Genomic DNA, 22,934 nt, shown 5'->3' on the forward strand with positions numbered 1-22,934 from the left:
TCGCCCGACCACCGTCCTCGCCCGCTGACCGTCAGAAAGGTCGCCCTCATGACGACACCCCGCCCCTCCGGCCTCGACCTCAGCACCCGGGACGAGGCGGTGAGGATCCAGGACGACCTCTTCGGCCACGTCAACGGCACGTGGCTGCGCGAGCACACGATCCCCGCCGACCGCTCGACCGACGGCGCCTTCCACGCCCTGCGCGACCTCTCCGAGGAGCAGGTCCGCGAGATCGTCGAGGACGCCGCGGGCGCGGAGGAGCCGGGACGGATCGGCCGCCTGTACCGCATGTTCATGGACACCGAGGCGATCGAGGCGGCGGGCACCGCGCCGCTCGAGCCGCTGCTGGGCGGGATCGGCGAGGCGGCCTCCCTCGAGGACCTCGTGCGGCTCATGGCCTCCCCGGACTCGGGCACCTCCGCCGTCCTCGCCTACGTGTGGACCGACGACCACGACTCCAGCCGCTACCAGGTGAAGATCCACCAGGGCGGTCTGGGCCTGCCGGACGAGTCCTACTACCGCGAGGAGTCCTACGCGGCGATCCGCGAGGCCTACGTCGCGCACCTCGCCGAGCTCGCGCGCCTCGCCGGCCTCCCCGGCCGCCCCGGCCTCCCGGAGGGCGACGCCGAGGCGCTCGCCGCGGCCGTCATGGATCTCGAGACGCGCCTCGCCGCGTGCCACGTCGACGTCGTCCGCGTGCGCGACCGCGAGAAGTCCGACAACCCGATGACCGCCGCGCAGCGCGCGGAGCTCGCCCCCGCCTTCCCGTGGGACGCCTTCGTCGAGGGGACCGGCGCCCCCGCGGGGACCTTCGACGTGGTCTCCGTGGGACAGCCCGAGTTCGTCTCCGCGGCCGCGGAGCTGCTCGCGGCCGAGGACCTCGCGGTGCTGCGCGCCTGGATGTCCGTGCACACCGTCTCCGCCTATGCCCCCTATCTCCCCGCGGCGCTCGTCGACGCGAACTTCGCCTTCTTCGGCACCGTGCTCTCCGGCGCGGAGGAGCTGCGCGAGCGCTGGAAGCGCGGCGTCGGCTTCGTCGAGGGCGCCGTCGGCTTCGAGGTGGGGCGCGAGTACGTCTCCCGCCACTTCCCGCCGGAGCACAAGGCGCACATGGAGCGTCTGGTCGCGGCGCTGCTCGAGGCGTACCGCGTCTCGATCGAGGGCCTGGACTGGATGACCGAGGAGACGCGCGCGAAGGCGCTCGAGAAGCTCTCCCTGTTCGTGCCGAAGATCGGCTACCCGGAGACCTGGCGGGACTACGAGGGCCTCGAGATCGTCGAGGGCGACCTCGTCGCGACCGTGCGCGCCTCGCGCCGCTTCGACGCGGAGTTCGAGTACGCGAAGGTGGGCGGCGAGGTCGACGAGACCGAGTGGCACATGACCCCGCAGACGGTCAACGCCTACTACAACCCCGGCCGCAACGAGATCGTCTTCCCCGCCGCGATCCTGCAGCCCCCGTTCTTCGACGCGGAGGCCGACGACGCCGTGAACTTCGGCGGGATCGGCGCCGTGATCGGCCACGAGATCGGCCACGGCTTCGACGACCAGGGCTCGAAGTTCGACGGCCACGGCAACCTCGTCACCTGGTGGACCGAGGAGGACCGCGCCGCCTTCGACGAGCGCACCGCGGCCCTCATCGAGCAGTACTCGGCGCTCTCGCCCCGGGACCTCGACGACGCCCACCACGTCAACGGCGCCCTCACGGTCGGCGAAAACATCGGCGACCTGGGCGGCCTCACGATCGCGGTGAAGGCCTACCTCGCGACCGCGGGCGAGGACTCCCCCGAGCTCGACGGTCTCACCGGCCTGCAGCGCGTGTTCTGGTCCTGGGCGACCGTGTGGCGGGGCCTGACCCGGCCGCAGGAGGCGATCCGCCGCCTCGCGATCGACCCCCATGCGCCGATGGAGTTCCGCTGCAACACGGTGGTGAGCCATCTCGACGCCTTCCACGAGGCGTTCGACGTGCGCGAGGGCGACGGCATGTACCGGGCGCCCGCCGAGCGCGTCCGCATCTGGTGAGCGCGCACGCGGGGCGGGCATGAGGCCCGAGGCGCCGTCGTACACCGACTCGACCCGGCCGTCGGCCGTGGGCTGGACCCGGATCGGCCTGACCGCCGCCTCGGGGGTGGTGCTCGTGCTGCTGTCGCTCGCCCGCGGCGGCGTCCCGGTCCCGCTGCTGGTCGCCGTCGCCGTGCTCTTCGCGCTGCTCGCCGTGTGGACGTGGTCGCACCATGCGACGCGCGTCCTGGTCGACGGTCGCGGCGTGACCGTGAGCCTCGGCGGGTTCTGGCCGCAGGCCACCTGGCCCGTCGAGGACTTCCGCACCGTGCAGCTGCGCGAGCTGGAGAGCTCGGTGGTGGGCGTCACCGTGGGCGGCTACGGCTGGCGGCGCGGCCGGGTCCTCACCCCGACGTCCGAGCAGCTCACCGCCGTCGGCTCGCGCCGCACCCACACGCTCCCGGACCCGCAGGCCACCTACCGGCTGCTCGTGACCCGGCCGGGCACCCAGGTCGAGATCATCGGCCGCGGCGGCACGCACTACCTCCTCTCCCCCGTGGACCCGCGGTCCACCGCGGAGGCGATCGACCAGGCGATCCGCGCGCGACGGTAGACTGGCGCGCGGTCATCCACTGACAGGGGAGCACCGCACGGTGCTGAGAGTGCGCGCATGCGCAGACCCTCGAACCTGAACCGGGTCATTCCGGCGGAGGGAGTCGGGATATCCGTCGCGGCGCCCCAGGCGCCGGACGCCCCTTTCCACGAGGAGAGGAGTCGGAATGACACGCATGAGGACGATCGACCTGCTGGTCAGCGTCGCGATCGGAGCGGCCTTCGGGGTCGCGTTCCTGGGATACGGGGCCCTGTACTCGCTGATCGGGCCGCTCACCGCGGCCTTCAAGCCCGCCGAGGGCATCCTCGCCGGCATCTGGTTCCTGCCCGCCGTGCTCGCCGCGCTCATCGTGCGCAAGCCCGGGGCTGCCCTGCTCGCGGAGCTCGTCGCCGCGACCCTCGAGATGATCCTCGGCGGCCAGTGGGGCTGGGGCACCGTCGTCTCGGGCCTGCTGCAGGGCGGCGGCGTCGAGATCGGCTTCCTGATCTTCGCCTACCGCCGCTTCACGCTGCCCGTCGCGATGCTCGGCGGCGTGATCGCGGCGGCGCTCGAATGGGTGTGGGAGCGCTTCTCCTACTACCCGGAGATGAGCTGGACCTTCGCCCTGCTCCTGCTCGCCTTCTTCCTGGTCTCCGGCGCGCTGCTGTGCGGCGCCCTCGGCTGGGCGGCCGTGCGGGCGCTCGGCGCGACGGGAGCGCTCGACGCGCTGCCCGCGGGCCGGGACCGGGACCGCGAGCGCCGCGCCGCCGCCACGACCGCCGCGTGAGGGCGGCTGCGTGACGGAGCTGCTCCTGGACGGGGTGCGCTGGCGCCCCACGGGCCGGGACGAGCTCGCTCTGGACGGCCTGCAGCTGCGCGTGCCCGCCGGGCAGAGGGTGCTGCTCACGGGGGTGAGCGGGAGCGGGAAGTCCACCGTGCTGCGCGCCCTGGCGGGCCTGCTCGACCCCGAGGCCGGGGACCTCGAGCAGGCCCCCGCCGGGCCCTCCCGCCCCGGGGAGCGGGGGCTGCTGCTGCAGAACCCCGCGCATGCGGTGGTGGGCGCGACCGTCGCGCGCGACGCGGCGATCGGCCCGGAGAACGCGGCCCTCCCCCGCCCCGAGATCCACGAGCGGGTGCGGCGCGCCCTGGAGGCCGCGGCGGTCGACGTCGACGGCTCCCGGGACCCGCTCGCCGTCTCCGGCGGGCAGCAGCAGCGGGTGGCCCTCGCGGGCGCCCTCGCCCTGCGCCCCGAGGCGATGCTGCTCGACGAGCCCACGAGCATGCTCGATGCCGAGGCGGCCGCGACGGTGCGCCGCGCCGTGCTCGCCGCCTCCGCCGGGCGGACCCTCGTCATCGCCGACCACCACGTGGAGCCGTGGCGGGAGCACCTCGACCGGATCGTCGTCCTGGGCCCCGGCGCGCAGGTACTCGCCGACGGCCCGCCCGAGGAGGTCCTCGACCGGCGGCCCGAGCTGCAGGAGCCGGAGCCCGCCGCGGGACCGTCCCCGGAGCCGGAGCTGCGGATCGAGCCGGGGCTGCTCACCGTCGTCACCGGGGCGAGCGGCGCGGGGAAGACGACCCTGCTGCGCTCCCTCGCCGCGGAGCCCGGCCGGCGACCCGGCTCGCTGCTGCTCGTCCCCCAGGACCCCGCGCACTTCTTCCTCGCCTCGACCGTGCGCGGGGAGCTCGGCGACGCGGCGGATCCCGCGGCCGCGGCGGATGCGCAGTCGCTGCTGGACCGCGCCGGCCTCGCCCACCTCGCCGAGGCGAATCCGCACCGGCTCTCCGGCGGGGAGCAGCGGCGGCTCGCGATCATCGCCGCCCTCGCCGCTCGACCGGACGTGCTGCTGCTCGACGAGCCGACCGTGGGCCTGGACGGCGAGCGGCGGGCGGCGGTGCTCGCCCTGCTCGAGGAGGCCCGGGATCGTGGCACCGCCGTCGTCGCCGCCTCCCACGACCCGGTGCTCGTCGCCTCCGCAGGGTCCCGGCACCACCTGGGCGGCGACCCCTCCCCCGCCCGGACGGCCGCGAGCACGGCGGAGGGACCGGCGGCCACCGACCCCGGGGCGTCCGACGAGCCCGATCGGCGGATCCTGCCCGTCCCCCGCCCCGCAACCCGGCCCGCGGACGCGCTGAACCCGCTGACGCTCTGCCTGATCGGCATCCTCGCGGCGGTCGGCTCCTACGCCGTCTCCACCTGGCAGGGCGGGCTGCTCGCCCTGCTGCCCACCGTGCTGCTCGCCCCGCTCGTGCTCCGCTCCGTGCGCGGCGCGGCGTGGCGGCTCGCCCCGGTGCTGCTCTCCGCCGTGAGCCTCGCCTGGACGACGGCGCTGCTGGGCGAGGCGCCGGCCCTCAGCGGCGAGGCCTGGCTGCTGGGCCTCAAGGAGGCCTGCCGGATCACCGCCTTCGTCGCCCCCGGCGTCATCGCGCTCACGAGCCTGGACGTCACGGCCCTCGGCGACGCGCTCGGCGGGCGGCTGCGCTGGCCGGCGCGGCCCGTCGTCGCGGTCGTCGCGGCGCTCGTGCGGGCCGGGCACACGGGCCGGCAGTGGGAGATCATCACCTCGACCCGGGTGCTGCGCGGCCGCGGCGGCCGCCGCTCCCCGCGGATGCTCGCCGGCGCGACCCTCGCCCTGCTCGTGGACTCCCTGCGCGGCGCGGAGCAGCAGGCCCTCGCCCTCGACGCGCGCGGCTTCGCGACCGCGACCCGGCGCACCTGGGCGCTGCCCAGCCGCTTCACGCGGGCGGACCTCGTGGGCGGCGCGGTCGCGGCCCTGCTGCTGGTCTGGCCCGCCCTCGCGCAGCTGCTCTGGGCTAGCCTGCCCGGATGAACGACCAGACCGATCCTGCCGACGAGCAGGTCGTGGCCCTCGCCCAGCAGATCATGGACCTCGCCCGCGGCGGCGACCTCGCCCTGCTGCCCGTCATCGACCAGGGCGTCCCGGTGGACATGCAGGACGCCGCGGGCAACACCCCGATCATGCTCGCCGCCTACCACGGGCACGCGGAGCTCGTGCGGGGTCTCGCCGCGCGCGGGGCCGACGTGGACCTCGCGAACGACCGCCGGCAGACCCCGCTCGCGGGCGCCGCCTTCAAGGGCGACACGGCCGTGGTGCAGGCGCTGCTCGACGCGGGCGCCGATCCGGCGGCCGGGACGCCGAATGCCCGCGACACCGCCGCGTACTTCGGGCGTCAGGAGATCGTCGACCTGCTGGGGTGACGGAACACCATGGGCACGTGCTCGATCCCGGCCTCGAGGAACATCGGGCCCACGGTCTCGTAGCCCATGCCCTGGTACCACTTCTCGAGGTAGGCCTGGGCGTCGATGTGCACCTCGGCCTCCGGGGCGAGGCGCTCGGTGAGGTCGAGGGCGGCGCGCATGATCCGGCCGCCGAACCCGTCGCGGCGGTGCGCGGCGGCGACCGCGAGACGGCCGATCCGCAGGGTGCCGTCGGCCTCCGTGAGCACGCGGATGTGGGCGGCGGGCACGCCGCCCGCCTCGATCCACAGGATGGTCGTGCCGTCCTCGAGGTCCCGGCCGTCGAGGTCGGGATCGGTGGCCTTCTGCTCCATCGTGAAGACGTCCTGACGCAGCTTCGCCAGGAGGTACACGGTGGTGGGATCGATGTCGCGCAGGTGCGCGGAGTGCAGGTCGGACATGGTCCCACGGTACGACACCGGGGATGCCGATCCGGTCTCGGCGCGGGACGCCGCGACCCGGCGGGCGGGCGCGTCGTATCCTGCCGGGCGGCTCCGCGGAGCCCCTCCCTCCCCTCGCCCGAAGGACCACCATGACCTGGACGCCCACCGCTGACGACGACCGCCGCTTCCTCGACCTCGCGATCGCGCAGGCGCGGGAGAGCTGGGAGGAGGGCGGGGTGCCGATCGGCGCCGTCCTCGTCCACGAGGGCGAGGTGATCGGCGCGGGCCACAACCAGCGCGTGCAGCGCGGCTCCGCGATCCTGCACGGCGAGACCGATGCGATCGAGCGGGCCGGCCGGCGCAGCGCCTCGGTGTACCGCGGGAGTGTGCTCTACACGACGCTCTCTCCGTGCATCATGTGCGCGGGCACGGCCCTGCTGTACGAGATCCCGCGGATCGTGGTGGGCGAGAACCGGACCTTCGAGATGTCCGAGGCGCTGCTGCGCGAGCGGGGCGTCCAGGTCGACGTCCTCGACGACGCGGACTGCGTGGCCCTCATGGAGCGCATGATCGCCGAGCGCCCCGAGATCTGGAGCGAGGACATCGGTGTGGAGACCGCGGAGCTGGAGCGGTGAGCCCCGACTCCCCGCTCAGCGCCCCCGGCGCGGAGACGACCGTCACGGCCGACGGGGCGAGCGGCACTGTCGACCCCGACTACCCGCTCACCCCGGTCCCCGCCGCGGCCCGCCGCGGCCTGCTGTCCATCAGCGTGGTCCTCGTGGGCTTCACCGTCTTCGCCCCGACCCTCATGGCCGGCGCCTCCGTGGGAGCCGCCTTCCCCTTCACGGAGTTCCTCGCCGTGCTCGCCGTGGGCTCCCTCGTGCTGGGCAGCTATGTCGCGGCGATCGGCTTCCTCGGCGCCCGCACGGGGCTCACCACCGTCGTCATGTCCCGCTACGCCTTCGGGACCGTCGGCTCCAAGCTGGTCTCGCTGCTGCTGGGCGGCACCCAGGTGGGCTGGTACGGCGTGGCCGTCGGCTCGATCGGCCAGATGACGGCGCTCGCCCTGGGCTGGGAGAGCGCCTGGGCGCCGGCGCTCGTGATGATCGTGGTCTCCGCGCTCATGATGCTCACCGCGCTCTACGGCTACGAGGGCATGTTCTGGGTCTCGCTCGTCTCGACCCCGCTGATCCTGATCCTCGCCTTCTGGCTCACCGGGCGCGGGTTCGCGGAGGTCGGCGGGCTGGGCGGCATGCTCGCCCTGCGCCCCAGCACGGAGATGAGCTGGGCGCTCGCCGTGACCACGGTCGTCGGGACCTTCGCCTCCGCCGGCACGCAGGCCGCGAACTGGACCCGCTTCGCCCGCCGCGGCCGGCACGCCGTGATCGCGTGCGTGCTCGGCTTCGTCGTGGGCAACGGGCTCATGGTGTTCTTCGGCGCGGTCGCCGCGCTCGCCTTCGGGGAGGGCGACTTCACGACGCTCCTGGTGAGCATGGGGATGATCGGCTGGGGCCTGTTCTTCCTGTTCGGGAACCTCTGGAAGTCCAACGCCGACGCCGCCTACGCCTTCGGGGTGGCCGGGGCGGAGATCGCGAGCTCCCGCCGCAAGGGCCCGTTCGTCATCGGCGGCGTCGTCATCGGCACGGTGCTCGCGCTGACCGGCGTCGAGGCGCACATCGTGGGCTACCTGAGCCTGCTCGGCGTGTTCGTGCCGCCGCTCGGCGGGGTGCTGATCGGCGACTGGATCGCGCGCTGGCGCGGCGGCCAGCCGGCCCTCGCCACGCTCACCGAGCGGGTGCGCTGGCAGGCGCTCGTCGCCTATGCGGCGGGCGCGGTCGTCGCCTGGGTCTCGAACGCCCTCGCGCTCGGCATCGCCCCGCTGAACGGGATCCTCGTGGCGCTCGTGCTCGCGTGGCTGCTGGGCCGCGTGACCGGGAGCCGGACGGAGGCGGAGCCCGTCACCGTGTGAGGCGGTCCATCGCCTCCCGCCAGGCGCCGGCCATGATCGGGCCGCCGTGGCCCTCCTCCTCGACCACCACGAGCTCGCTCGCGGGCCAGGCCCGGTGCAGCTCCCAGGCGGTGAGCACGGGACCGGAGACGTCGCGGCGGCCGTGGATCAGCATCGCGGGGACATGGGCGATGCGGTGCATGCCGCCCAGCAGGCCGCTGCCGGGGTCCGCGCCCCAGGGTACGGCCCAGTCCGCGACGAAGCCGTCCCGCGCCCAGTAGTGGGTGACGAGGCGGGCGAAGCCGCGGGCGTGCTCCGTCACGGGCTCGTCCTCGGGCACCGCGTGGGAGCGTGCCGCCTGCCCGGTGCCGATGCGGATGTGCTCGTCCTCCCAGACGTTCCAGGCGCGGGCGGCGGCGTCCACGAGCTCGGGGTTTTCCGCCGCGAGCATCCGCCGGTAGGCCTCGACGAGCGGCAGGTCCCCGCCGCGACGGTAGTCGGTGCGCTCCTCGGCGAGCGCGGCGAGCTCGTCCCATGCCTCCGGGAAGAGCGCGCCGACGCCCTCGCTGATCCACTCCACCTCCCGGCGGGAGGTCGAGGTGACGGCCATGAGCACCACGCCGCGCACCCGTTCGGGATGCGACTGCGCGTAGGCGATCGCGAGGGTCGATCCCCAGGAGACGCCCTGGAGGATCCAGGCGTCGATCCCGAGGTGCTCGCGCAGCGCCTCGATGTCCGCGACGAGGTGGGCGGTCGTGTTCGCGGAGAGGTCCACGGGCCCGGGCGCCCCGGCGCTCGGCGTGCTCTCCCCCGCGCCGCGCTGGGAGAGGCCCACGAGATAGGTGCGGCCCGCGGGGACGTTGCGCCGGTAGCCGGGACTCAGCCGCCCGCCCGGACCACCGTGGAGGTACAGAGCGGGCACGCCGACCGGGTCGCCGGAGGTCTCGTAGGCGATCTCGTGCCCGTCGCCGACGGCGAGGCGGCCGGTCCCGAGCAGCGGGGCGAGGGGCGGGAGGTCGGGGGCGGGGCGGGGCGGAGTGGTCACGGCGCGAGCCTAAGCCGTGCGCGCACGAGCGAGGCAGGGCGGCCCGGCGGAGCGTGCCGGGCCGGCCGCCGTCAGGCGCTCGCCAGGGAGCTCATGTCCAGGACGAAGCGGTAGCGCACGTCGTTGAGCTCGAGACGCTCGAGCGCCGTGGCGACCTCGGTCGCGGGCAGGACCTCGACGTCCGCGGTGATCCCGTGCGCTCCGCAGAAGTCGAGGAGGTCCTGGGTCCAGCGGTGGCCGCCGCTCCCGGCGGAGGCGAGACGCTTCCGTCCGACGAGCAGGTCCAGGGTCTCGACCTCGACGGGTCCGAGGTGCCCGAGGCTGAACAGGGTGCCGTCGAGGTCGAGCGCGTGGAGGTACGGGGCGAGATCGTGGGCGGCGGAGACGGTGTCGATGATGACGTCCATGCTGCCGCGCACGGTCTCCATCTGCGCCTCGTCCGTGGAGACGACGGCGCGGGAGGCGCCGAGCGCGAGGGCGTCCTCCGCCTTCCCCGGGGAACGGGTGAGCACGGTGACCTCCGCGCCGAGCGCGGACCCGAGCCGGACCGCCAGATGGCCCAGCCCTCCGAGGCCGACGACGCCCAGCCGGGTCCCCGACGTGACGCCCGCGGAGCGCAGCGGCTCCCAGACGGTGATCCCGGCGCACATGAGCGGCGCGACGGCCGCGGGGTCCAGGCCGGGCGGCCGGTGGAAGACGAAGCGATCGCGGGCGACGTAGCGGGTCGCATAGGCGCCGAGGGTCGGGGCCCCGTCGATCCGATCGGTGCCGCCGTAGGTGAGCGTCGGGAAGTCCTCGCAGAAGTTCTCCTGCCCGACGGTGCACATGCGGCAGGTGCCGCACGAGTCGACGATGTTGCCCACGGCGACGGGATCGCCGACGGCGAAGCCCGTCACGCCCTCGCCGACGCCGATCACCTCGCCGACGAACTCGTGACCGGGGACGAGCGGGGTCCCCGCGGCGGCGGGGCCGGCGTGCAGCGAGTGGAGGTCGGTGTGGCAGACGCCGCAGTGGGTGACACGGATATCGACGTCGTCGGGGCGGAGGGGGCGGCGGTCGATCCGTGTGGGCAGGAGCGGCTGGTCGGGGGCGTGGGACGCGAGCGCGATGGTGTGCATGAGGAGATACTACCTACTAGTTGGTAGATGATGGCGATGCCGATAGGCTTGATCCCATGTCCTCCGCCGAGCAGACGCGCCTGCGCATCCTGGACTCCGCGACGACGGAGTTCGCCCGGCACGGCATCGCCGGAGCCCGCGTGGACCGCGTCGCCCTCGGCGCCGGGGTCAGCAAGCCGATGATCTACACCTACTTCGGCAGCAAGAGCGGGCTGTTCGACGCCGTCTTCGAGGCGCACGTCATCGCGAACGGGGACCGTGTGCCGTTCACCCCCGAGGACCTCCCCGGCTATGCGGTGAGGCTCTACGAGGATTACGTCGCGGATCCCTCGCTCGTGCGCCTGCTCATGTGGAAGCGGCTCGAGCGGGAGCCTGACGGGTACCTGTACCCCGGGATGGAGGACCTCGACGACGCGCACGTGCGCGACATCGAGGATCGGCAGCGCGCGGGCGAGCTGCGTGCCGATCTCACCCCCGAGGACGTCTGGGCACTGCTCATCTCGATGGCGTCCACCTGGGCCCAGAGCTCGCTCACGGCCGTCGCGACGGCGACGGACCCGCAGTCCGTGCACGACCGCCGATCCCGCGCGCTCGCGCACGCGGTGGGCGCCATGCTCCTTCCCTGAGTACCCCGGCCGCCGGCCCCGTGGGACTGTGCCGTCCCGCTCCGTCTACGCCCACTCCGCCGCGGGATGCTCGCGCACCCACGGCGAGCGGCGCGTGCGCACGCCCTGGCAGCGCGGGCACCAGTAGACGGTGCGCCCCGCCATCGCGGCGCTGCGCACGCTCGTGCCGCACACGCGGCAGGGAAGGGTCTGGCGGTGATAGACGTAGAAGGACTCCTCGCGCGGGACCACGCCCTCACGCTCGTCCCCGTTCTGGCGGGTCGCGCGGCGCGGCTCCACGATCCGCGCCTCGATCGCCCGGTGCTCGGGCTGTGTGGTGACGATCCGGCCCGTGCGCGCCCCGTAGCCGATCAGCGGCACGAGGTCCTCCCAGATCCCGGTCACGAGCCCGCGCGACAGGTCCCGGCCCGGCACCCACGGGTCCAGGCGCGCCCGCCACAGCAGCTCGGCGCGGTAGATGTTGCCGATGCCCGCCACGACGGACTGGTCCATCAGCTGCGTGCCGATCGCCGTGCGGGAGCGCAGCACGCGGTCCACGAAGCGGCCCGGATCAGCATCCGCGCGCAGCGGGTCCGGTCCCAGCCGCTCGAGCAGGGCGGTGCGCTGGGACGGGTCGTAGAGCTCGCAGGCGGTGGGACCGGTGAGGTCCGCGAGGCCCTTCTCCCCCACGATCCGCAGGCGCACCGTCTCGCGCGGGACGATCTCCCGCCAGGACACGGTCGCGTCCCCGTCGGCCCCGCCGCCGCCCGAGGGGAGGGCCTCCTCCCGCTCGCCGACCCGCAGCCGCGGGGCGCCGATCGCGTGGGCGCTCGCGAAGCCCGACTCGCCCGCGAAGGTCCACGAGCCGTACAGGCCCAGGTGCACGTGCACCATGCGGGTCCCGGGCGCGCCGGGGTCCAGCCCCTCCTCCGGGCCGAGGTGCAGCAGCAGGTGCTTGCCCGCCGCCTCCGCCTCGAGCAGGACCATGCCCGAGAGCGCCGCCGCCTCCGGGAAGCGGCCCTGCGGGCTCGACGTGCGGACCCGCTGCCCGCCGAAGCCGCGGCGCAGGGCCGCGGCGAGCCGGTGGACGGTGTGCCCCTCCGGCATCAGGAGGCGGCGTCGGCGGAGCCCGCCCCCTGGTCGTAGGAGCCGGTGGTCTCGTAGCGGGCCACGAGGTCGATCCGGCGCTGGTGGCGCTCCTCGCCGCTGAAGGGCTCCGCGAGGAAGAGGTCGATGAGGTGCTCGAGCTCCTCCTCGGAGTGCTGGCGGGCACCCACGGAGATGACGTTCGCGTCGTTGTGCTCGCGGGCGAGGCGCGCGGTGTCCTCGTTCCACACGAGCGCGGCGCGCACGCCCGCCACCTTGTTCGCGGCGATCTGCTCGCCGTTGCCGGAGCCGCCGATCACGACGCCGAGCGAGCCCGGGTCCGCGACGACGGCCTCGCCGGCATCGGTGCAGAAGGAGGGGTAGTCGTCCAGCGGGTCGTAGCTGAACGCCCCGTGGTCGACCACGTCGTGGCCCTTCGCGGTGAGGGAGGCGATGAGCCGGTTCTTCAGCTCGAAGCCGGCGTGGTCGGTGCCGATGTGGACGCGCATGGGGGTGAGGGTGCCTTTCGCGGGGTGGGGAGGATCAGTCGAAGATGGGGCCGACGGTGCGGGTGCGCTTGAGCTCGAAGAAGCCCTCGGTGCGGGTCATCAGCTCGAGGCCGTCGAAGAGCGTGCCGGCCTCCTCGCCCTTGGGGGCGGGCGAGATGACGGGGCCGAAGTAGGCGCGGCCGGGGCCGAAGGAGATGACGGGGGTGCCGACCTCGTCGCCCACGAGCTCGATGACGGCCTTCTGGCGGGTGCGGAGCTCGGGATCGAGGGACTCGTCGTCGTAGGCGGAGATCAGATCGGCGCCCAGCGAGGTCGCGGCGAGGCCGGCGACGGCGGCGGCGCGGCGGTCGCCGTTCCCGCCCACGTGGTACTCGGTGCCGAAGGCGGTGTAGAAGGCGGCGAGGTCCTCCTGCGAGCCCTGCTGCGCCACGGCGAGCGCGGTGCGGGCCGGGCCCCAGGCGTCGTCCATGGAGCGGCGGTAGCCCTCGGGGAGATCGCGGCCCTCGTTCAGCGCGGCCAGCGACATGATCGAGAAGGTGATCTCCACCTCCCTGACCTGCGACGCCTCGAGCAGCCAGCGGCTGGTCATCCAGGCCCAGGGGCAGATCGGATCGAAGAACAGCTCGACGGGACGCGCGCTCATGGAGGGCTCCTTCTCTCGCGGTGGTGAGCCCCCATTCTGTCACCCCGCAAAAGGCGTTGCGCAGGGGCGTCCGCCGGTGTTGGATTCCCTGGTGCCCCGCCGTGATCGTTCCCCCGCGCCCTCCCGCTCCACCGCTCCTTCGGTGATGCGGTCGATCGTGCGCGGCCACCGCCGCCGGATCCCCTGGATCATGGCGCTCTCCTTCGTCGTCGAGGGCGTGGACATGCTCGTCCCCGTGCTCGTCGGCCTCATCATCGACGCCGGCATCGTGCGCGGCGACCTCGTCCTCACGATCGCGGGCGCCGCCGGCATCTTCGCGATGCGCCTGGTGAGCACGTGGGCGTGGACCGTCATGTTCGCCGCCTCGCAGCGCGCCCGCATGTTCGAGCGGCACCGGCTGCGCGTCGCCGTCACCGGTGCCGTGCTCGACCCGCGCTCCACGCCCGTCCAGCGGCCCTCCGGCGAGGTGCTCTCGATCGCGACCTCCGACGCGGACAAGGCCTCCGACGTCATGGACATGCTGCCCTGGGCGTTCCCGGCCTCCGCCGTGGTGCTCGTCGCCTGCGGCTGGCTCGCCTGGCTCGACGCGTGGCTCGGCGTCGCGACGCTCATCGGCATCGTCGTCATGATCATCGTGATCCGGGTGATCTCCCCGATCCTCTCCGCGCGCTACGACGCCCAGCAGTCCAAGGCGGCCGACGCCGCCGCGACCGCGACGGACCTCGTGCACGGCCTGCGCGTGCTGCAGGGCCTCGGCGTGCAGTCCCGCGCCCGCGCCCAGTACCGCCGCCGCTCGCGCACCGCGCTCGACGCGGCGCTCGTCAACGCCCGCTTCTCCGGCGTCGCCGGCGGCCTGACCACCCTCGTCACCGCCGGCATGATGGCGGCCGTCGTCATCATCGCCTCGCAGCGCACGATCACCGGCGAGATGACCATCGGCACGCTCATCGCCGTCGTCGGCGTGGCCCGCTCGAACATGGGCATGCTGCAGGGCCTCTCGGGCCTGCCCGTGTGGTGGGCCTCGATGTCCACCTCGGGGCGGCGCGTCCGCGACCTGCTCGCGGACCTCGGCCGCACGATCGACGACCCCGAGCTCACGCTCACCGCGCTGCGCGACGCCCATGACGACCGCGGGGAGCAGCGCCGCGGCGAGCGCCGCCCCGGCGTGGGCGGCCTGCGCCTGGACGGCGTGGACACAGGCACCCTGCAGGGGCTCGACCTCGTCGTGCCCGACGGCCGCGTGATCGCCCTCGCGTGCGCCGACGCCCGTGACGCCGAGGCCGTCGTGGCCGCCGTGAGCGGACGCGGCGGCGCCACCGGCGTGCACCTCGGCGACATGGAGGTCACCGCGGAGGACCGTTTCCGGACCCGCGCGGACCTCCTCGTGGAGCCGCACGTCGTGGACCTCTTCGACGGCACGCTGCGCGAGCAGCTCGCGACCCGGGTGCCGGACGGCTCCGGTCCCGGCTGGGAGGACCGCGCGCTGCACGCGGCGGGCGCCGACGACCTCCTGCGGATCCTGCCCGACGGCTACGACACCCGCATCCTCGACCGCGGCGCGAACCTCTCCGGCGGCCAGCGCCAGCGGATCGCGCTCGCCCGCGCCGTCGCGGCGGACGCCCCCGTGCTCGTCCTCCACGACCCGACGACCGCGGTCGACGCGGTCACCGAGCAGCACATCGCCGAGGCGCTCGTCGCGGCCCGCCACCTCGAGGACCGGGCGACCCTGCTCGTGACCCGTGCGCCAGCGCTCCTGCGCGCGGCGGACGAGGTCGTCTACCTCCGCGGCGGCCGCGTGACCGCCGCCGGCGACCACCAGGACCTCATGGACCGCGACGACTACCGGGAGATGGTGCAGCGATGACCGCTCAGCGCACGGCCCCCACGGGCCCCACCGGTCTGGCCGACCTCCGCCTCGTGGACTGGGACGCGTCGACCGACGACGTCCTCTCGGCGGACGCCACCGCCCGCCGCCAGCTCGACGAGCACGCCCAGATCCTCCCGATCGCGGACGTCCCCACCGCGCTGCGCCATGTGGGCGGTCGCCTCTGGCGCTACCGCTGGATGACGCTCGCGACGCTGCTCGTGGTCACCGCGGGCGCGGTCGCCGCCGCCTGGATGCCGCGCCTGATCGGCGGGGCGGTGGACGTCGTGCAGTCCGGCGAGGGCTCCGCGGCGCTCTGGCGACAGGGCGGCCTGATCATGCTCGCGGGCGTGCTGCAGGCGGTCCTGGCCGCGCTCGGCTGGTCGCTCGTGAGCGCGCTCGGCCAGCGGATCCTCGCGGGCATGCGCGAGGACGTCATCGACCGCGCCCTGGACCTGCCCGCGCAGACCATGGAGATCACGGGGATCGGCGACGCGCTGTCCCGCGTCGCCGACGACGTCGACGTCACCGCCCGTGCGGTGAACAACGTCGTCCCGAACCTCATCCAGATGGGCTTCTACGTCGTCGTGACCCTCGTCGGCATGGTGGTGCTCTCGCCGTGGCTGCTGATCCTCGTCGTGGTCGTCGTGCCGATGTACGTCGGTTCCGCGGTCTGGTACCTGCGCCGCACGGCGCCGATCTACCGCCGGGAGCGGGTCGCCATGGGCGCCCGCGCCCAGGGCCTGCTCTCCGCGATCCACGGCATCCCCACGGTGCACGCGTACGGCATCGAGAAGCGGGAGACCCGCCACGTCGCGGTGCTCTCCGAGACCGCCGTCGTGCTCGGCATGCGCGTGATGACCCTCGTGACGAAGCTCGTCAAGGTCATGGTGTGGCCGGAGAACATCGCGATCGCGCTCGTGCTGATTCTCGGCTACGTCATGGTCAACGTCTCCGGGGCGCCGGTGGGCCTCGTGACCGCGGCGGCGCTGTACCTCATCAGCCTGCTGTGGCCGATGATGAACCTCATCTTCAGCCTCGACGACGTGCAGTCCGCGGCCGCCTCGCTCACCCGCATGGTGGGCGTGATCGACGCGATCGACCCCGCCTCCTCCCCCGGCGACGAGGTCCCGGCCGGGGCGGGCATCCGCCTCGAGGGCGTCTCCCACGCCTACGGGACCGATGCCGAGGGCGAGGAACGCGTGGTGCTGCGCGAGATGGATCTCGACATCGCCGCGGGAGAGACGATCGCGCTCGTGGGCGCCTCCGGCGCGGGCAAGTCGACGCTCGCCTCGATCATCGCGGGCACCCTCGAGCCGCGCCACGGCCGGGTGCTCCACGGCGGGGCGGATCTCGCCCATGCCGACCTCGAGTCGGTGCGCGGCCACGCGAGCATCGTCAGCCAGGACGTGCACGTCTTCCGCGGGACCCTCGCGGAGGATCTCCGCCTCGCGAGCCCCGAGGCGAGCGACGAGGAGCTGCGGGAGGCGCTGCGGATCGTCGACGCGGAGGCGTGGGCGCTCGCGCTCCCGAAGGGCCTGGAGACCGAGGTGGGCGAGAAGGGCGAACGGCTCACGGCCGAGCAGTCCCAGCAGCTGGCGCTCGCGCGCATCGCCCTGCAGGACCCGGCGGTGCTCGTCCTCGACGAGGCCACGGCCGACGAGGGCTCCTCGGGCGCCCGGGTGCTCGAGCGCGCCGCGCTCGAGGTGGCCCGTGGCCGCACCACCGTGATCGTCGCCCACCGCCTCTCCCAGGCGGAGCACGCGGACCGGATCCTCGTCATGGCCGACGGCGCCGTCGTCGAGCAGGGCCCCCACCGGGAGCTCGTGGACCGCGGCGGCGTGTACGCCCGGCTCTGGGCCGCCTGGAGCGGCGAGGACTGAGCGCCCCGGTCCGCGTCACGAGCGCTGGGCGTCCCCACCCGGGGGCGCTCAGCGCTTCCGCGTCACCAGCACGAGGATCCCGCCGATCCCGCTCAGGATCCCGAGCAGCGCGAGACCCACGGCGACCACGAGCACGGCGATCCTGCCCGCTCCCCATGAGGAGCCGGACCCCGTCTCCCCCATCTCGAGCCCGGTCCCGGAGACGGCGTCCTCGGCGCTCTCCCCCTCGACCTCGAGGGTGAGGATCATCCGCACCGGATCATCGCCGGCCGGCTGCTCCGCACGATCGGCGGCGCTGCGCTCGAGACGATGGAGGACCACGGTGTGCTCGCCCGGCAGCCAGGAGGAGGCGATCGGGCCCACGGCGGAGCTGCGGTTCCCGAGATCCACCGGCGCCGCCATGCCGCCGCCGGTCACCGCGCCGACCGCCCCGATCTGCTGGGTCCCGCCGCCCGTGCTCGCCTGCCCGCGGATCGCGTCGTGCACGCGCAGGGAGAACGACCCGGCGTCCTCCGGGGCGGAGACCACCTCGGTGCGCCAGCGCAGCCGCTGCCCCTCCTCCACGGGCAGGGCGAGCACGGCGGTCTCCCCGGGGACGAGCTCGACCACCACCGAGCCGGGATCCACCGCGAGCGGATCGACGAAGGAGCGGCCGGGGGTCACCGGATCGGTCGACGACGGCGCCGCCGGGGTGGCGCCGTCGTCGTCGATCGGCTCCTCGAGCACGGGCGCCCCGCCGCCGAGGCCCGCGGGCTGGAGGGCGACCTGGACCTCCACCGGCAGCGGCAGGTCCGCGAGGCGGGGGCCGGTGCGCGCGACCCGCAGGTAGAGGGTGTCGCCCGAGCAGTCGTCTGGGCCGACCGCGCCGGAGACGGCGGTCGAGGTGATCGCGCCCTCCCCGACCCCGTCGGTCGAGGAGTCGTCGCAGGTCTGCCCGTCCGCGGTCACGAAGCCGACGGTCGCGGCGACGGACTCGTTCTCCTCGGGGAGGCCGTCGCCGTAGGGCGGCGCCGCGATCGTCGCCGAGGCGTGCACCCGTTCACCGTCCTCGACCGCGACCCGGTAGTAGAGCACGGACCCCTCCGTGTACGGGTCCTCCGATCCCGTCGCGAGCGAGTCCCGGAAGGCGCCGGGCCCGATCTCCGCCGCCTCGGCGATCGAGGTCCCGCCGGTGACGGCGGTGCCCGCCGCGTGATACGCGCGCTCGGGGACCTCCGGCTCCCCCGCCGCCGGGCCGGCGCTCGCCGCCGGGGCGAGGGCCAGCAGCAGCACGCCGGCGAGGACCGTCGAGACCGGGGCCCGCCACCGGGACGGCGCCGAGGGACGGCGGAGCAGAGGCAGGGAGGTGCGCCTCTCGCGGAACCGCAGGTGCCCTAGCATGTGCCCCATCATGTCCGATGTCATCGCCGGTCGCATCGCCCTCGTGGATCCCCTCGCCCGGGGAGCCTCCGGGTCCCTGTGGCGTGCGGTGGACCGTCGGCACGGTGCGATCTGCGCCGCGAAGGTCATGCGCCAGCGCGACGGCGCCGAGGTGCTGCGCTTCGTCCGGGAGCAGGCGGTGGGCGGTGCCCAGGGTCTCGGCGCCCATCCGCATCTGCTGCCGCCCTACACCTGGGCTGCGGAGGACGACACGATCGTGCTGGTCATGCCGCTGGTGCACGGCGGCACGCTGGCCGACGCCGTGCGCGAGCACGGCCCGCTCCCGGTCCCGCTGGTGGCCGCGCTGCTGCGGCAGCTGCTGGACGCCCTCGCGGCCGTGCACGCGGCCGGCTGGGTGCATCGGGACGTCAAGCCCGCGAACCTGCTGCTGGACGCGACCGGCTCGGGAGCCCCTCACCTGCTGCTCGCGGACTTCGGGATCGCCCTGCACGAGACCGACATCCGGCTCACCGAGACCGGCATGGTCGCGGGGACGCCCGGGTTCCTCCCGCCGGAGGCGATGACCGGAACGGGCGGCGCCGCCCAGGACGTCTGGGCCGCGGCGGCGTGCGCGCTCGAGGCGCTGGACCCCACGCCGCCCCGCGAGCGGCCCGATCCTGCGGGCCGCGCGGAGCAGGCCCGGCGTGCGCTCGACGGCGCCCCGACGCCCGGTCCTGCCCTGCGCTGGCTGCTCGCGGCCATGCTCGACCCGGATCCGCTGCGCCGTCCGAGCGCGGCGGAGGCGCGGGACCTCCTCCCCTCCGCCCCTCCCGCGCCCTCGGACCGGATCGTGCTGGAGGACAGGATCCCCTCGCTGCCGGACGACGCCGTCGGCGCCGGGCTGCCGGAGGTCCCGCTCGGCGGTCCGACGGGCATGAGCACCACGCTGCCCGGGCTCCATGCCCGCATCTCCTCCGCGGCGTCGGTGTCCACCGCGGCGTCCGTGCCCTCGCCGCCGTCGGCATCGGCCTTGCCCTCCGCGGACCCGGCGGACGATCCGACGATCCCCCGGGGACCGCGTCCGGGAGCGGGCTCCCCCGGCACGCCGGCGCTCCCGGGGACCCCGGCGACGGAGGAGATCACCGGTGACGGCGCCGCGACGCGCGGGCGGAGGGGGCGCCTGGCCGGGGCCCTGCTCCTCTCGTCCGCCGTCTGCCTCGCCGCCGCGGGGACGCTCGGCGCGCTGGCGCTGCACGGCTGGTGAGCTCCGGCGCCTCGACGCGGTATGGTCGGCCCATACTCCTTCCCCTTCGCGGGCAGTGAAGCCCCGGCCCCGCGGCCGGACGGAACGGGGCGCCCGTGGAGGCCGAGCCGGCCGGGAACCCCACCATGTCCACCACACCACGGTGGTCGCCTGGAGACCAGGTGACCTGGACCTACTACACCCCTCAGCACCCCACACGGACCGTCCGACCGGGCACCGTCGTGCTCGACGACGAGCGCGGCATCGTCGTCTGGATCGCGCCCGGCACCGAGGTGCTCCTGCCCGTCCTCGAATCCGGTGCGGCGCTGCGCCGCGCGGGCGACGAGGGCATGTTCACCGCGCCCCGCATCCAGTCCAAGCAGCTGTGGACCGGCAACGGGATCCTCATGATCGGCCTGCCGGACTCGCCCTACTCGGTCTGGCTGTTCTACAAGGACGACGGCTCGCTCGGCTGCTACTACGTGAACCTCGAGACGCCTTACGAGCGCACCGAGGAGGGCGTGCGCACGCGCGACCTCGTCCTGGACCTCGTGGTGCTGCCGCGCCGCGACTGGCACTACAAGGACGAGGACGAGCTCGAGGGCGCCGAGCGCACCGGCTACTTCTCCCCCGAGGAGGTCGAGGAGATCCGGGCGGCGGGACGGCAGGCGGAGGAGCACATCGAGCGCTGGGCGTACCCGTTCTCCGCGGGCTACGAGTACTTCTTCCCGGACCCGCGCTGGCCCGTGCCGACCCTGCCCGCGCACTACACCTGGGACGTGGACCTCACGCGGCGCTGAGCGGCGGGGCCCAGCGGTGGCAGGATGGCACCCATGACCTCTGAGAACCTCACCCGCGAGGAGGCGCGCCACCGCGCCTCCTTCCTCTCCACCGCGACGTACGACATCCGCCTGGACCTCACCACCGGGCCGGAGACCTTCCGCACGGAGACCACGATCGCCTTCACCGCGAGCGCCGCGGAGGAGACCTTCCTCGACCTCATCGCCCGCACCGTCCACGAGATCGAGCTCAACGGAGAGCTGCTCGAGGACCCCGCCTCCCGCTTCGACGGCGCACGCGTGAAGCTCCCCGCCGTGCGCGAGGGCGAGAACACCGTGCGGGTCCTCGCCGACGGCGTCTACATGAACACGGGCGAGGGCCTGCACCGCTTCGTGGACCCGGTCGACGACGAGGTCTACCTGTACACGCAGTTCGAGGTCTCCGACGCGCGCCGCATGTTCGCCTGCTTCGAGCAGCCGGACCTCAAGGCCGCCTTCCGCCTCACCGTCACCGCCCCGGACCACTGGCGCGTCATCTCCAACTCCCCCACCCCGGAGCCGGTCCCGCTCTCCCACCGAGAGAACGTCGCGACCTGGGCCTTCGAGCCCACCGAGACGATCTCCACGTACCTCGTCGCGCTCATCGCGGGCGACTACCGCGGCGGCGAGGGCACCGTGACCTCGCGCGACGGCCGCACCATCCCGATGGGCGTCTACGCCCGCGCCTCGCTCGCCGAGCACGTCGACGCCGAGTACATCATCGACATGACCCGCCGCGGCCTCGAGTTCTACGAGGAGGCCTTCGACCAGGACTTCCCGTTCCGCAAGTACGACCAGATCTTCGTGCCGGAGTACAACATGGGCGCGATGGAGAACCCGGGCGCCGTCACCTTCGTGGAGTCCTACGTGTTCCGCTCCGAGGTCTCCGACGCGATCCGTGAGCGCCGCGACCTCACGATCCTCCACGAGCTCGCCCACATGTGGTTCGGCGACCTCGTGACGATGCGCTGGTGGGACGACCTCTGGCTGAACGAGTCCTTCGCCGAGTACGCCTCGACCCTCGCGAGCGCCGAGGCGACCCGCTGGACGGACTCCTGGACCACCTTCGCGAGCTCCGAGAAGGCCTGGGCCTACCGGCAGGACCAGCTGCCCTCGACCCACCCGATCGTCGCGGACATGGTGGACCTCGAGGCGGTCGAGACGAACTTCGACGGCATCACCTACGCCAAGGGCGCCTCCGTGCTGCGCCAGCTCGTCGCCTACGTCGGCAAGGACTCCTTCTTCGAGGGGCTGCGCGCCTACTTCGCGAAGCACGCCTGGGGCAACACCGAGCTGAAGGACCTGCTCGTCGAGCTCGAGGCGACGAGCGGCCGCGACCTCGGCGCCTGGACCCGGCAGTGGCTGCAGACCGCCGGGGTCAACACGCTGCGCCCTGTCGTCGAGCGCGACGCCGAGGGCGCCGTGACCCGCTTCGCGATCGCCCAGGAGGCCGCGGAGGAGCATCCGACGCTGCGCGCGCACCGCCTGCGCGTGGGCGGCTTCTCCCTGCAGGACGGGCGCCTCGTGCGCACCGAGCAGGTCGAGCTCGACGTGGACGGCCCGCTCACCGAGGTGCCGCAGCTGGTCGGGAGGCGCGCGGACCTCTGGCTGGTCAACGACGACGACCTCGCCTACGCGAAGATCCGTCTCGATCCCGCCTCCCTCGCCCTCGCGACCGAGCACCTGCGCGACCTCGAGGACCCCCTCGCCCGCACGCTGCTGTGGTCCGCCGCGTGGGACATGGTGCGCGACGCCGAGCTGCCGAGCCGCCGCTTCCAGGAGCTCGTGCTCGCGAACCTGACCGGGGAGGACTCCTCGAGCGTGGTGCGCACCCTGCTCCAGCAGCTCGAGTCCGTGGCCGGCCCCTTCGCCGCGGAGTCCGAGCGGGCCGCCCGCACCGCGGGCGCCGCGAGCGCCGTGTGGGGGCTCGCCGAGGCCGCCGAGGCCGGCTCCGACACCCAGCTGCAGCTCGTGGAGACCTTCGCCCGCCTCGCCTCGACCGAGGAGCACCGCGCGGTGCTCGCGGGCCTGCTCGACGGCTCCCGCACGCTCCCCGGCCGCACGATCGACACCGACCTGCGCTGGAAGCTCGTCATCGGCCTCGCGGCGCTCGGCGGGATCGACGCCGCCGGGATCGACGCGGTGCTCGCGGACGACGACACGCAGTCCGGCCGGAAGTCCGCCCTCACGGCGCACGCCGCGCTGCCGACCGCCGAGGCCAAGGCCGACGCCTGGCGGCGCACCGTCGAGCGCGACGAGCTCGCCAACGAGTCCGTCACCGCGGTCGTCATGGGCCTGCGCCGCGTCGTCGACCCGGCCCTGCTCGCCCCCTACGAGCGCGCGTACTTCTCGATGATCGACGGGGTCTGGGCCGGCCGGTCGAGCGAGATCGCCAACCGTCTCGTCCAGGGCTACTTCCCCTCGACCTTCGGCGGGCAGTCCGTGCTCGACGACGCCGACGCCTGGCTCGCGGACCACGAGGACGCCCCCTTCGGGCTGCGCCGCGTGATCATCGAGGGCCGGGACACGGTGGCCCGCCAGCTGCGGGTGCGCGAGGCGGATCACGCCTGAGGACGCCCTG

Annotated in this window: 20 protein-coding genes and 1 riboswitch; of the genes, 13 read left to right on the top strand and 7 right to left on the bottom strand. The window is 74.2% G+C overall.

Going from position 1 to position 22,934, the window contains the following annotated elements; translation table 11 throughout:
- Positions 1–48 precede the first annotated feature (48 nt).
- The 5 genes from NLU66_RS14195 (at position 49) to NLU66_RS14215 (ending at position 5,810) form a co-directional block, all read left to right on the top strand.
- Positions 49–2,019 carry a M13 family metallopeptidase gene (locus NLU66_RS14195; RefSeq protein ID WP_259360287.1) on the top strand — a complete coding sequence of 657 codons (1,971 nt, stop codon included), beginning with the start codon at positions 49–51 and terminating at the stop codon, positions 2,017–2,019.
- A gap of 19 nt (positions 2,020–2,038) precedes the next feature.
- Positions 2,039–2,611: a hypothetical protein gene (locus NLU66_RS14200; protein ID WP_259360288.1), complete on the top strand. Its 573-nt coding sequence runs from the start codon at positions 2,039–2,041 to the stop codon at positions 2,609–2,611.
- A gap of 14 nt (positions 2,612–2,625) precedes the next feature.
- Positions 2,626–2,730: riboswitch (TPP riboswitch) on the top strand.
- Between the two features lie 56 nt (positions 2,731–2,786).
- On the top strand, positions 2,787–3,377 hold the full coding sequence (locus NLU66_RS14205; protein ID WP_259360289.1) for an ECF transporter S component: 591 nt from the start codon (positions 2,787–2,789) through the stop codon (positions 3,375–3,377).
- A 10-nt stretch (positions 3,378–3,387) separates the two neighbouring features.
- The gene (locus NLU66_RS14210; protein WP_259360290.1) at positions 3,388–5,421 is read left to right on the top strand and encodes an ATP-binding cassette domain-containing protein; all 2,034 of its coding nucleotides are present in this window, start codon (positions 3,388–3,390) and stop codon (positions 5,419–5,421) included.
- The gene (locus NLU66_RS14215; protein ID WP_259360291.1) at positions 5,418–5,810 is read left to right on the top strand and encodes an ankyrin repeat domain-containing protein; all 393 of its coding nucleotides are present in this window, start codon (positions 5,418–5,420) and stop codon (positions 5,808–5,810) included. Before NLU66_RS14210 ends, NLU66_RS14215 begins: the two co-directional genes overlap by 4 nt.
- Here NLU66_RS14215 and NLU66_RS14220 read toward each other — a convergent pair.
- Positions 5,783–6,250, bottom strand: coding sequence for a GNAT family N-acetyltransferase (locus tag NLU66_RS14220; protein ID WP_259360292.1), 468 nt, complete (start codon positions 6,248–6,250; stop codon positions 5,783–5,785). The two genes, NLU66_RS14215 and NLU66_RS14220, sit on opposite strands and share 28 nt — an antisense overlap.
- A 131-nt stretch (positions 6,251–6,381) precedes the next feature.
- On the opposite strand from NLU66_RS14220, the gene NLU66_RS14225 reads away from it, so the two are divergent.
- Both NLU66_RS14225 and codB read left to right on the top strand, forming a co-directional pair.
- On the top strand, positions 6,382–6,867 hold the full coding sequence (locus NLU66_RS14225; RefSeq protein WP_259360293.1) for a nucleoside deaminase: 486 nt from the start codon (positions 6,382–6,384) through the stop codon (positions 6,865–6,867).
- Positions 6,864–8,201, top strand: a complete 1,338-nt coding sequence (gene codB, locus NLU66_RS14230; protein ID WP_259360294.1) for a cytosine permease — start codon at positions 6,864–6,866, stop codon at positions 8,199–8,201. Before NLU66_RS14225 ends, codB begins: the two co-directional genes overlap by 4 nt.
- Here the strand turns inward: codB and NLU66_RS14235 are convergent.
- Together NLU66_RS14235 and NLU66_RS14240 are read right to left on the bottom strand one after the other, a co-directional pair.
- Positions 8,191–9,225, bottom strand: a complete 1,035-nt coding sequence (locus tag NLU66_RS14235) for an alpha/beta fold hydrolase (RefSeq protein WP_259360295.1) — start codon at positions 9,223–9,225, stop codon at positions 8,191–8,193. The two genes, codB and NLU66_RS14235, sit on opposite strands and share 11 nt — an antisense overlap.
- Positions 9,226–9,296: 71 nt before the next feature.
- Entirely contained in the window at positions 9,297–10,343 is a 1,047-nt protein-coding gene (locus NLU66_RS14240; protein WP_259360296.1) for an NAD(P)-dependent alcohol dehydrogenase, read from the bottom strand.
- A gap of 56 nt (positions 10,344–10,399) precedes the next feature.
- On the opposite strand from NLU66_RS14240, the gene NLU66_RS14245 reads away from it, so the two are divergent.
- A complete protein-coding gene (locus tag NLU66_RS14245; protein WP_259360297.1) occupies positions 10,400–10,969 on the top strand; it encodes a TetR family transcriptional regulator in 570 nt (189 codons plus the stop codon).
- Positions 10,970–11,014: 45 nt separating this feature from the next.
- Here the strand turns inward: NLU66_RS14245 and NLU66_RS14250 are convergent, their stop codons facing one another.
- From NLU66_RS14250 to NLU66_RS14260, 3 genes are read right to left on the bottom strand one after another with little or no spacing between them, the layout of a single operon-like run.
- On the bottom strand, positions 11,015–12,055 hold the full coding sequence (locus NLU66_RS14250; protein WP_259360298.1) for an Fpg/Nei family DNA glycosylase: 1,041 nt from the start codon (positions 12,053–12,055) through the stop codon (positions 11,015–11,017).
- On the bottom strand, positions 12,055–12,543 hold the full coding sequence (locus NLU66_RS14255; RefSeq protein ID WP_259360299.1) for a ribose-5-phosphate isomerase: 489 nt from the start codon (positions 12,541–12,543) through the stop codon (positions 12,055–12,057). The genes NLU66_RS14250 and NLU66_RS14255 overlap by 1 nt, the downstream gene beginning before the upstream one ends.
- A gap of 34 nt (positions 12,544–12,577) precedes the next feature.
- Positions 12,578–13,186: a DsbA family protein gene (locus NLU66_RS14260; protein WP_259360300.1), complete on the bottom strand. Its 609-nt coding sequence runs from the start codon at positions 13,184–13,186 to the stop codon at positions 12,578–12,580.
- 145 nt (positions 13,187–13,331) lie between these two features.
- Between NLU66_RS14260 and NLU66_RS14265 the strand changes: the two genes are divergently transcribed.
- Both NLU66_RS14265 and NLU66_RS14270 read left to right on the top strand, forming a co-directional pair.
- On the top strand, positions 13,332–15,050 hold the full coding sequence (locus tag NLU66_RS14265) for an ABC transporter transmembrane domain-containing protein (protein WP_259360301.1): 1,719 nt from the start codon (positions 13,332–13,334) through the stop codon (positions 15,048–15,050).
- Entirely contained in the window at positions 15,047–16,933 is a 1,887-nt protein-coding gene (locus NLU66_RS14270; protein WP_259360302.1) for an ABC transporter ATP-binding protein, read from the top strand. Before NLU66_RS14265 ends, NLU66_RS14270 begins: the two co-directional genes overlap by 4 nt.
- A 48-nt stretch (positions 16,934–16,981) precedes the next feature.
- On the opposite strand, the gene NLU66_RS14275 is transcribed toward NLU66_RS14270, so the two are convergent.
- Positions 16,982–18,313 (bottom strand): hypothetical protein, encoded by a 1,332-nt coding sequence (locus NLU66_RS14275; RefSeq protein WP_259360303.1) that lies wholly within the window; start codon positions 18,311–18,313, stop codon positions 16,982–16,984.
- Between the two features lie 10 nt (positions 18,314–18,323).
- Here NLU66_RS14275 and NLU66_RS14280 point away from each other — a divergent pair, with 10 nt between their 5' ends.
- From NLU66_RS14280 to pepN, 3 genes are all read left to right on the top strand, one after another.
- The gene (locus NLU66_RS14280) at positions 18,324–19,556 is read left to right on the top strand and encodes a serine/threonine-protein kinase (RefSeq protein WP_259360304.1); all 1,233 of its coding nucleotides are present in this window, start codon (positions 18,324–18,326) and stop codon (positions 19,554–19,556) included.
- Positions 19,557–19,717: 161 nt separating this feature from the next.
- Complete coding sequence (locus NLU66_RS14285; protein WP_259360305.1) at positions 19,718–20,335, top strand: DUF402 domain-containing protein; 618 nt, start codon at positions 19,718–19,720, stop codon at positions 20,333–20,335.
- Positions 20,336–20,368: 33 nt separating this feature from the next.
- Complete coding sequence (gene pepN / locus NLU66_RS14290; protein WP_259360306.1) at positions 20,369–22,924, top strand: aminopeptidase N; 2,556 nt, start codon at positions 20,369–20,371, stop codon at positions 22,922–22,924.
- Positions 22,925–22,934: the final 10 nt, after the last annotated feature.

Source organism: Brachybacterium sp. NBEC-018, from assembly GCF_024860185.1.
Lineage (GTDB): Bacteria > Actinomycetota > Actinomycetes > Actinomycetales > Dermabacteraceae > Brachybacterium > Brachybacterium rhamnosum.

Bases quoted from the DNA above. Each gene is read 5' to 3' on its own strand.
- NLU66_RS14195 (WP_259360287.1), top strand. From the start codon at position 49: ATGACGACACCCCGCCCCTCCGGCCTCGACCTCAGCACCCGGGACGAG.
- NLU66_RS14200 (WP_259360288.1), top strand. From the start codon at position 2,039: ATGAGGCCCGAGGCGCCGTCGTACACCGACTCGACCCGGCCGTCGGCC.
- NLU66_RS14205 (WP_259360289.1), top strand. From the start codon at position 2,787: ATGAGGACGATCGACCTGCTGGTCAGCGTCGCGATCGGAGCGGCCTTC.
- NLU66_RS14215 (WP_259360291.1), top strand. From the start codon at position 5,418: ATGAACGACCAGACCGATCCTGCCGACGAGCAGGTCGTGGCCCTCGCC.
- NLU66_RS14220 (WP_259360292.1), bottom strand. From the start codon at position 6,250: ATGTCCGACCTGCACTCCGCGCACCTGCGCGACATCGATCCCACCACC.
- NLU66_RS14225 (WP_259360293.1), top strand. From the start codon at position 6,382: ATGACCTGGACGCCCACCGCTGACGACGACCGCCGCTTCCTCGACCTC.
- NLU66_RS14240 (WP_259360296.1), bottom strand. From the start codon at position 10,343: ATGCACACCATCGCGCTCGCGTCCCACGCCCCCGACCAGCCGCTCCTG.
- NLU66_RS14245 (WP_259360297.1), top strand. From the start codon at position 10,400: ATGTCCTCCGCCGAGCAGACGCGCCTGCGCATCCTGGACTCCGCGACG.
- NLU66_RS14250 (WP_259360298.1), bottom strand. From the start codon at position 12,055: ATGCCGGAGGGGCACACCGTCCACCGGCTCGCCGCGGCCCTGCGCCGC.
- NLU66_RS14255 (WP_259360299.1), bottom strand. From the start codon at position 12,543: ATGCGCGTCCACATCGGCACCGACCACGCCGGCTTCGAGCTGAAGAAC.
- NLU66_RS14260 (WP_259360300.1), bottom strand. From the start codon at position 13,186: ATGAGCGCGCGTCCCGTCGAGCTGTTCTTCGATCCGATCTGCCCCTGG.
- NLU66_RS14265 (WP_259360301.1), top strand. From the start codon at position 13,332: ATGCGGTCGATCGTGCGCGGCCACCGCCGCCGGATCCCCTGGATCATG.
- NLU66_RS14270 (WP_259360302.1), top strand. From the start codon at position 15,047: ATGACCGCTCAGCGCACGGCCCCCACGGGCCCCACCGGTCTGGCCGAC.
- NLU66_RS14275 (WP_259360303.1), bottom strand. From the start codon at position 18,313: ATGCTAGGGCACCTGCGGTTCCGCGAGAGGCGCACCTCCCTGCCTCTG.
- NLU66_RS14280 (WP_259360304.1), top strand. From the start codon at position 18,324: ATGTCCGATGTCATCGCCGGTCGCATCGCCCTCGTGGATCCCCTCGCC.
- pepN (WP_259360306.1), top strand. From the start codon at position 20,369: ATGACCTCTGAGAACCTCACCCGCGAGGAGGCGCGCCACCGCGCCTCC.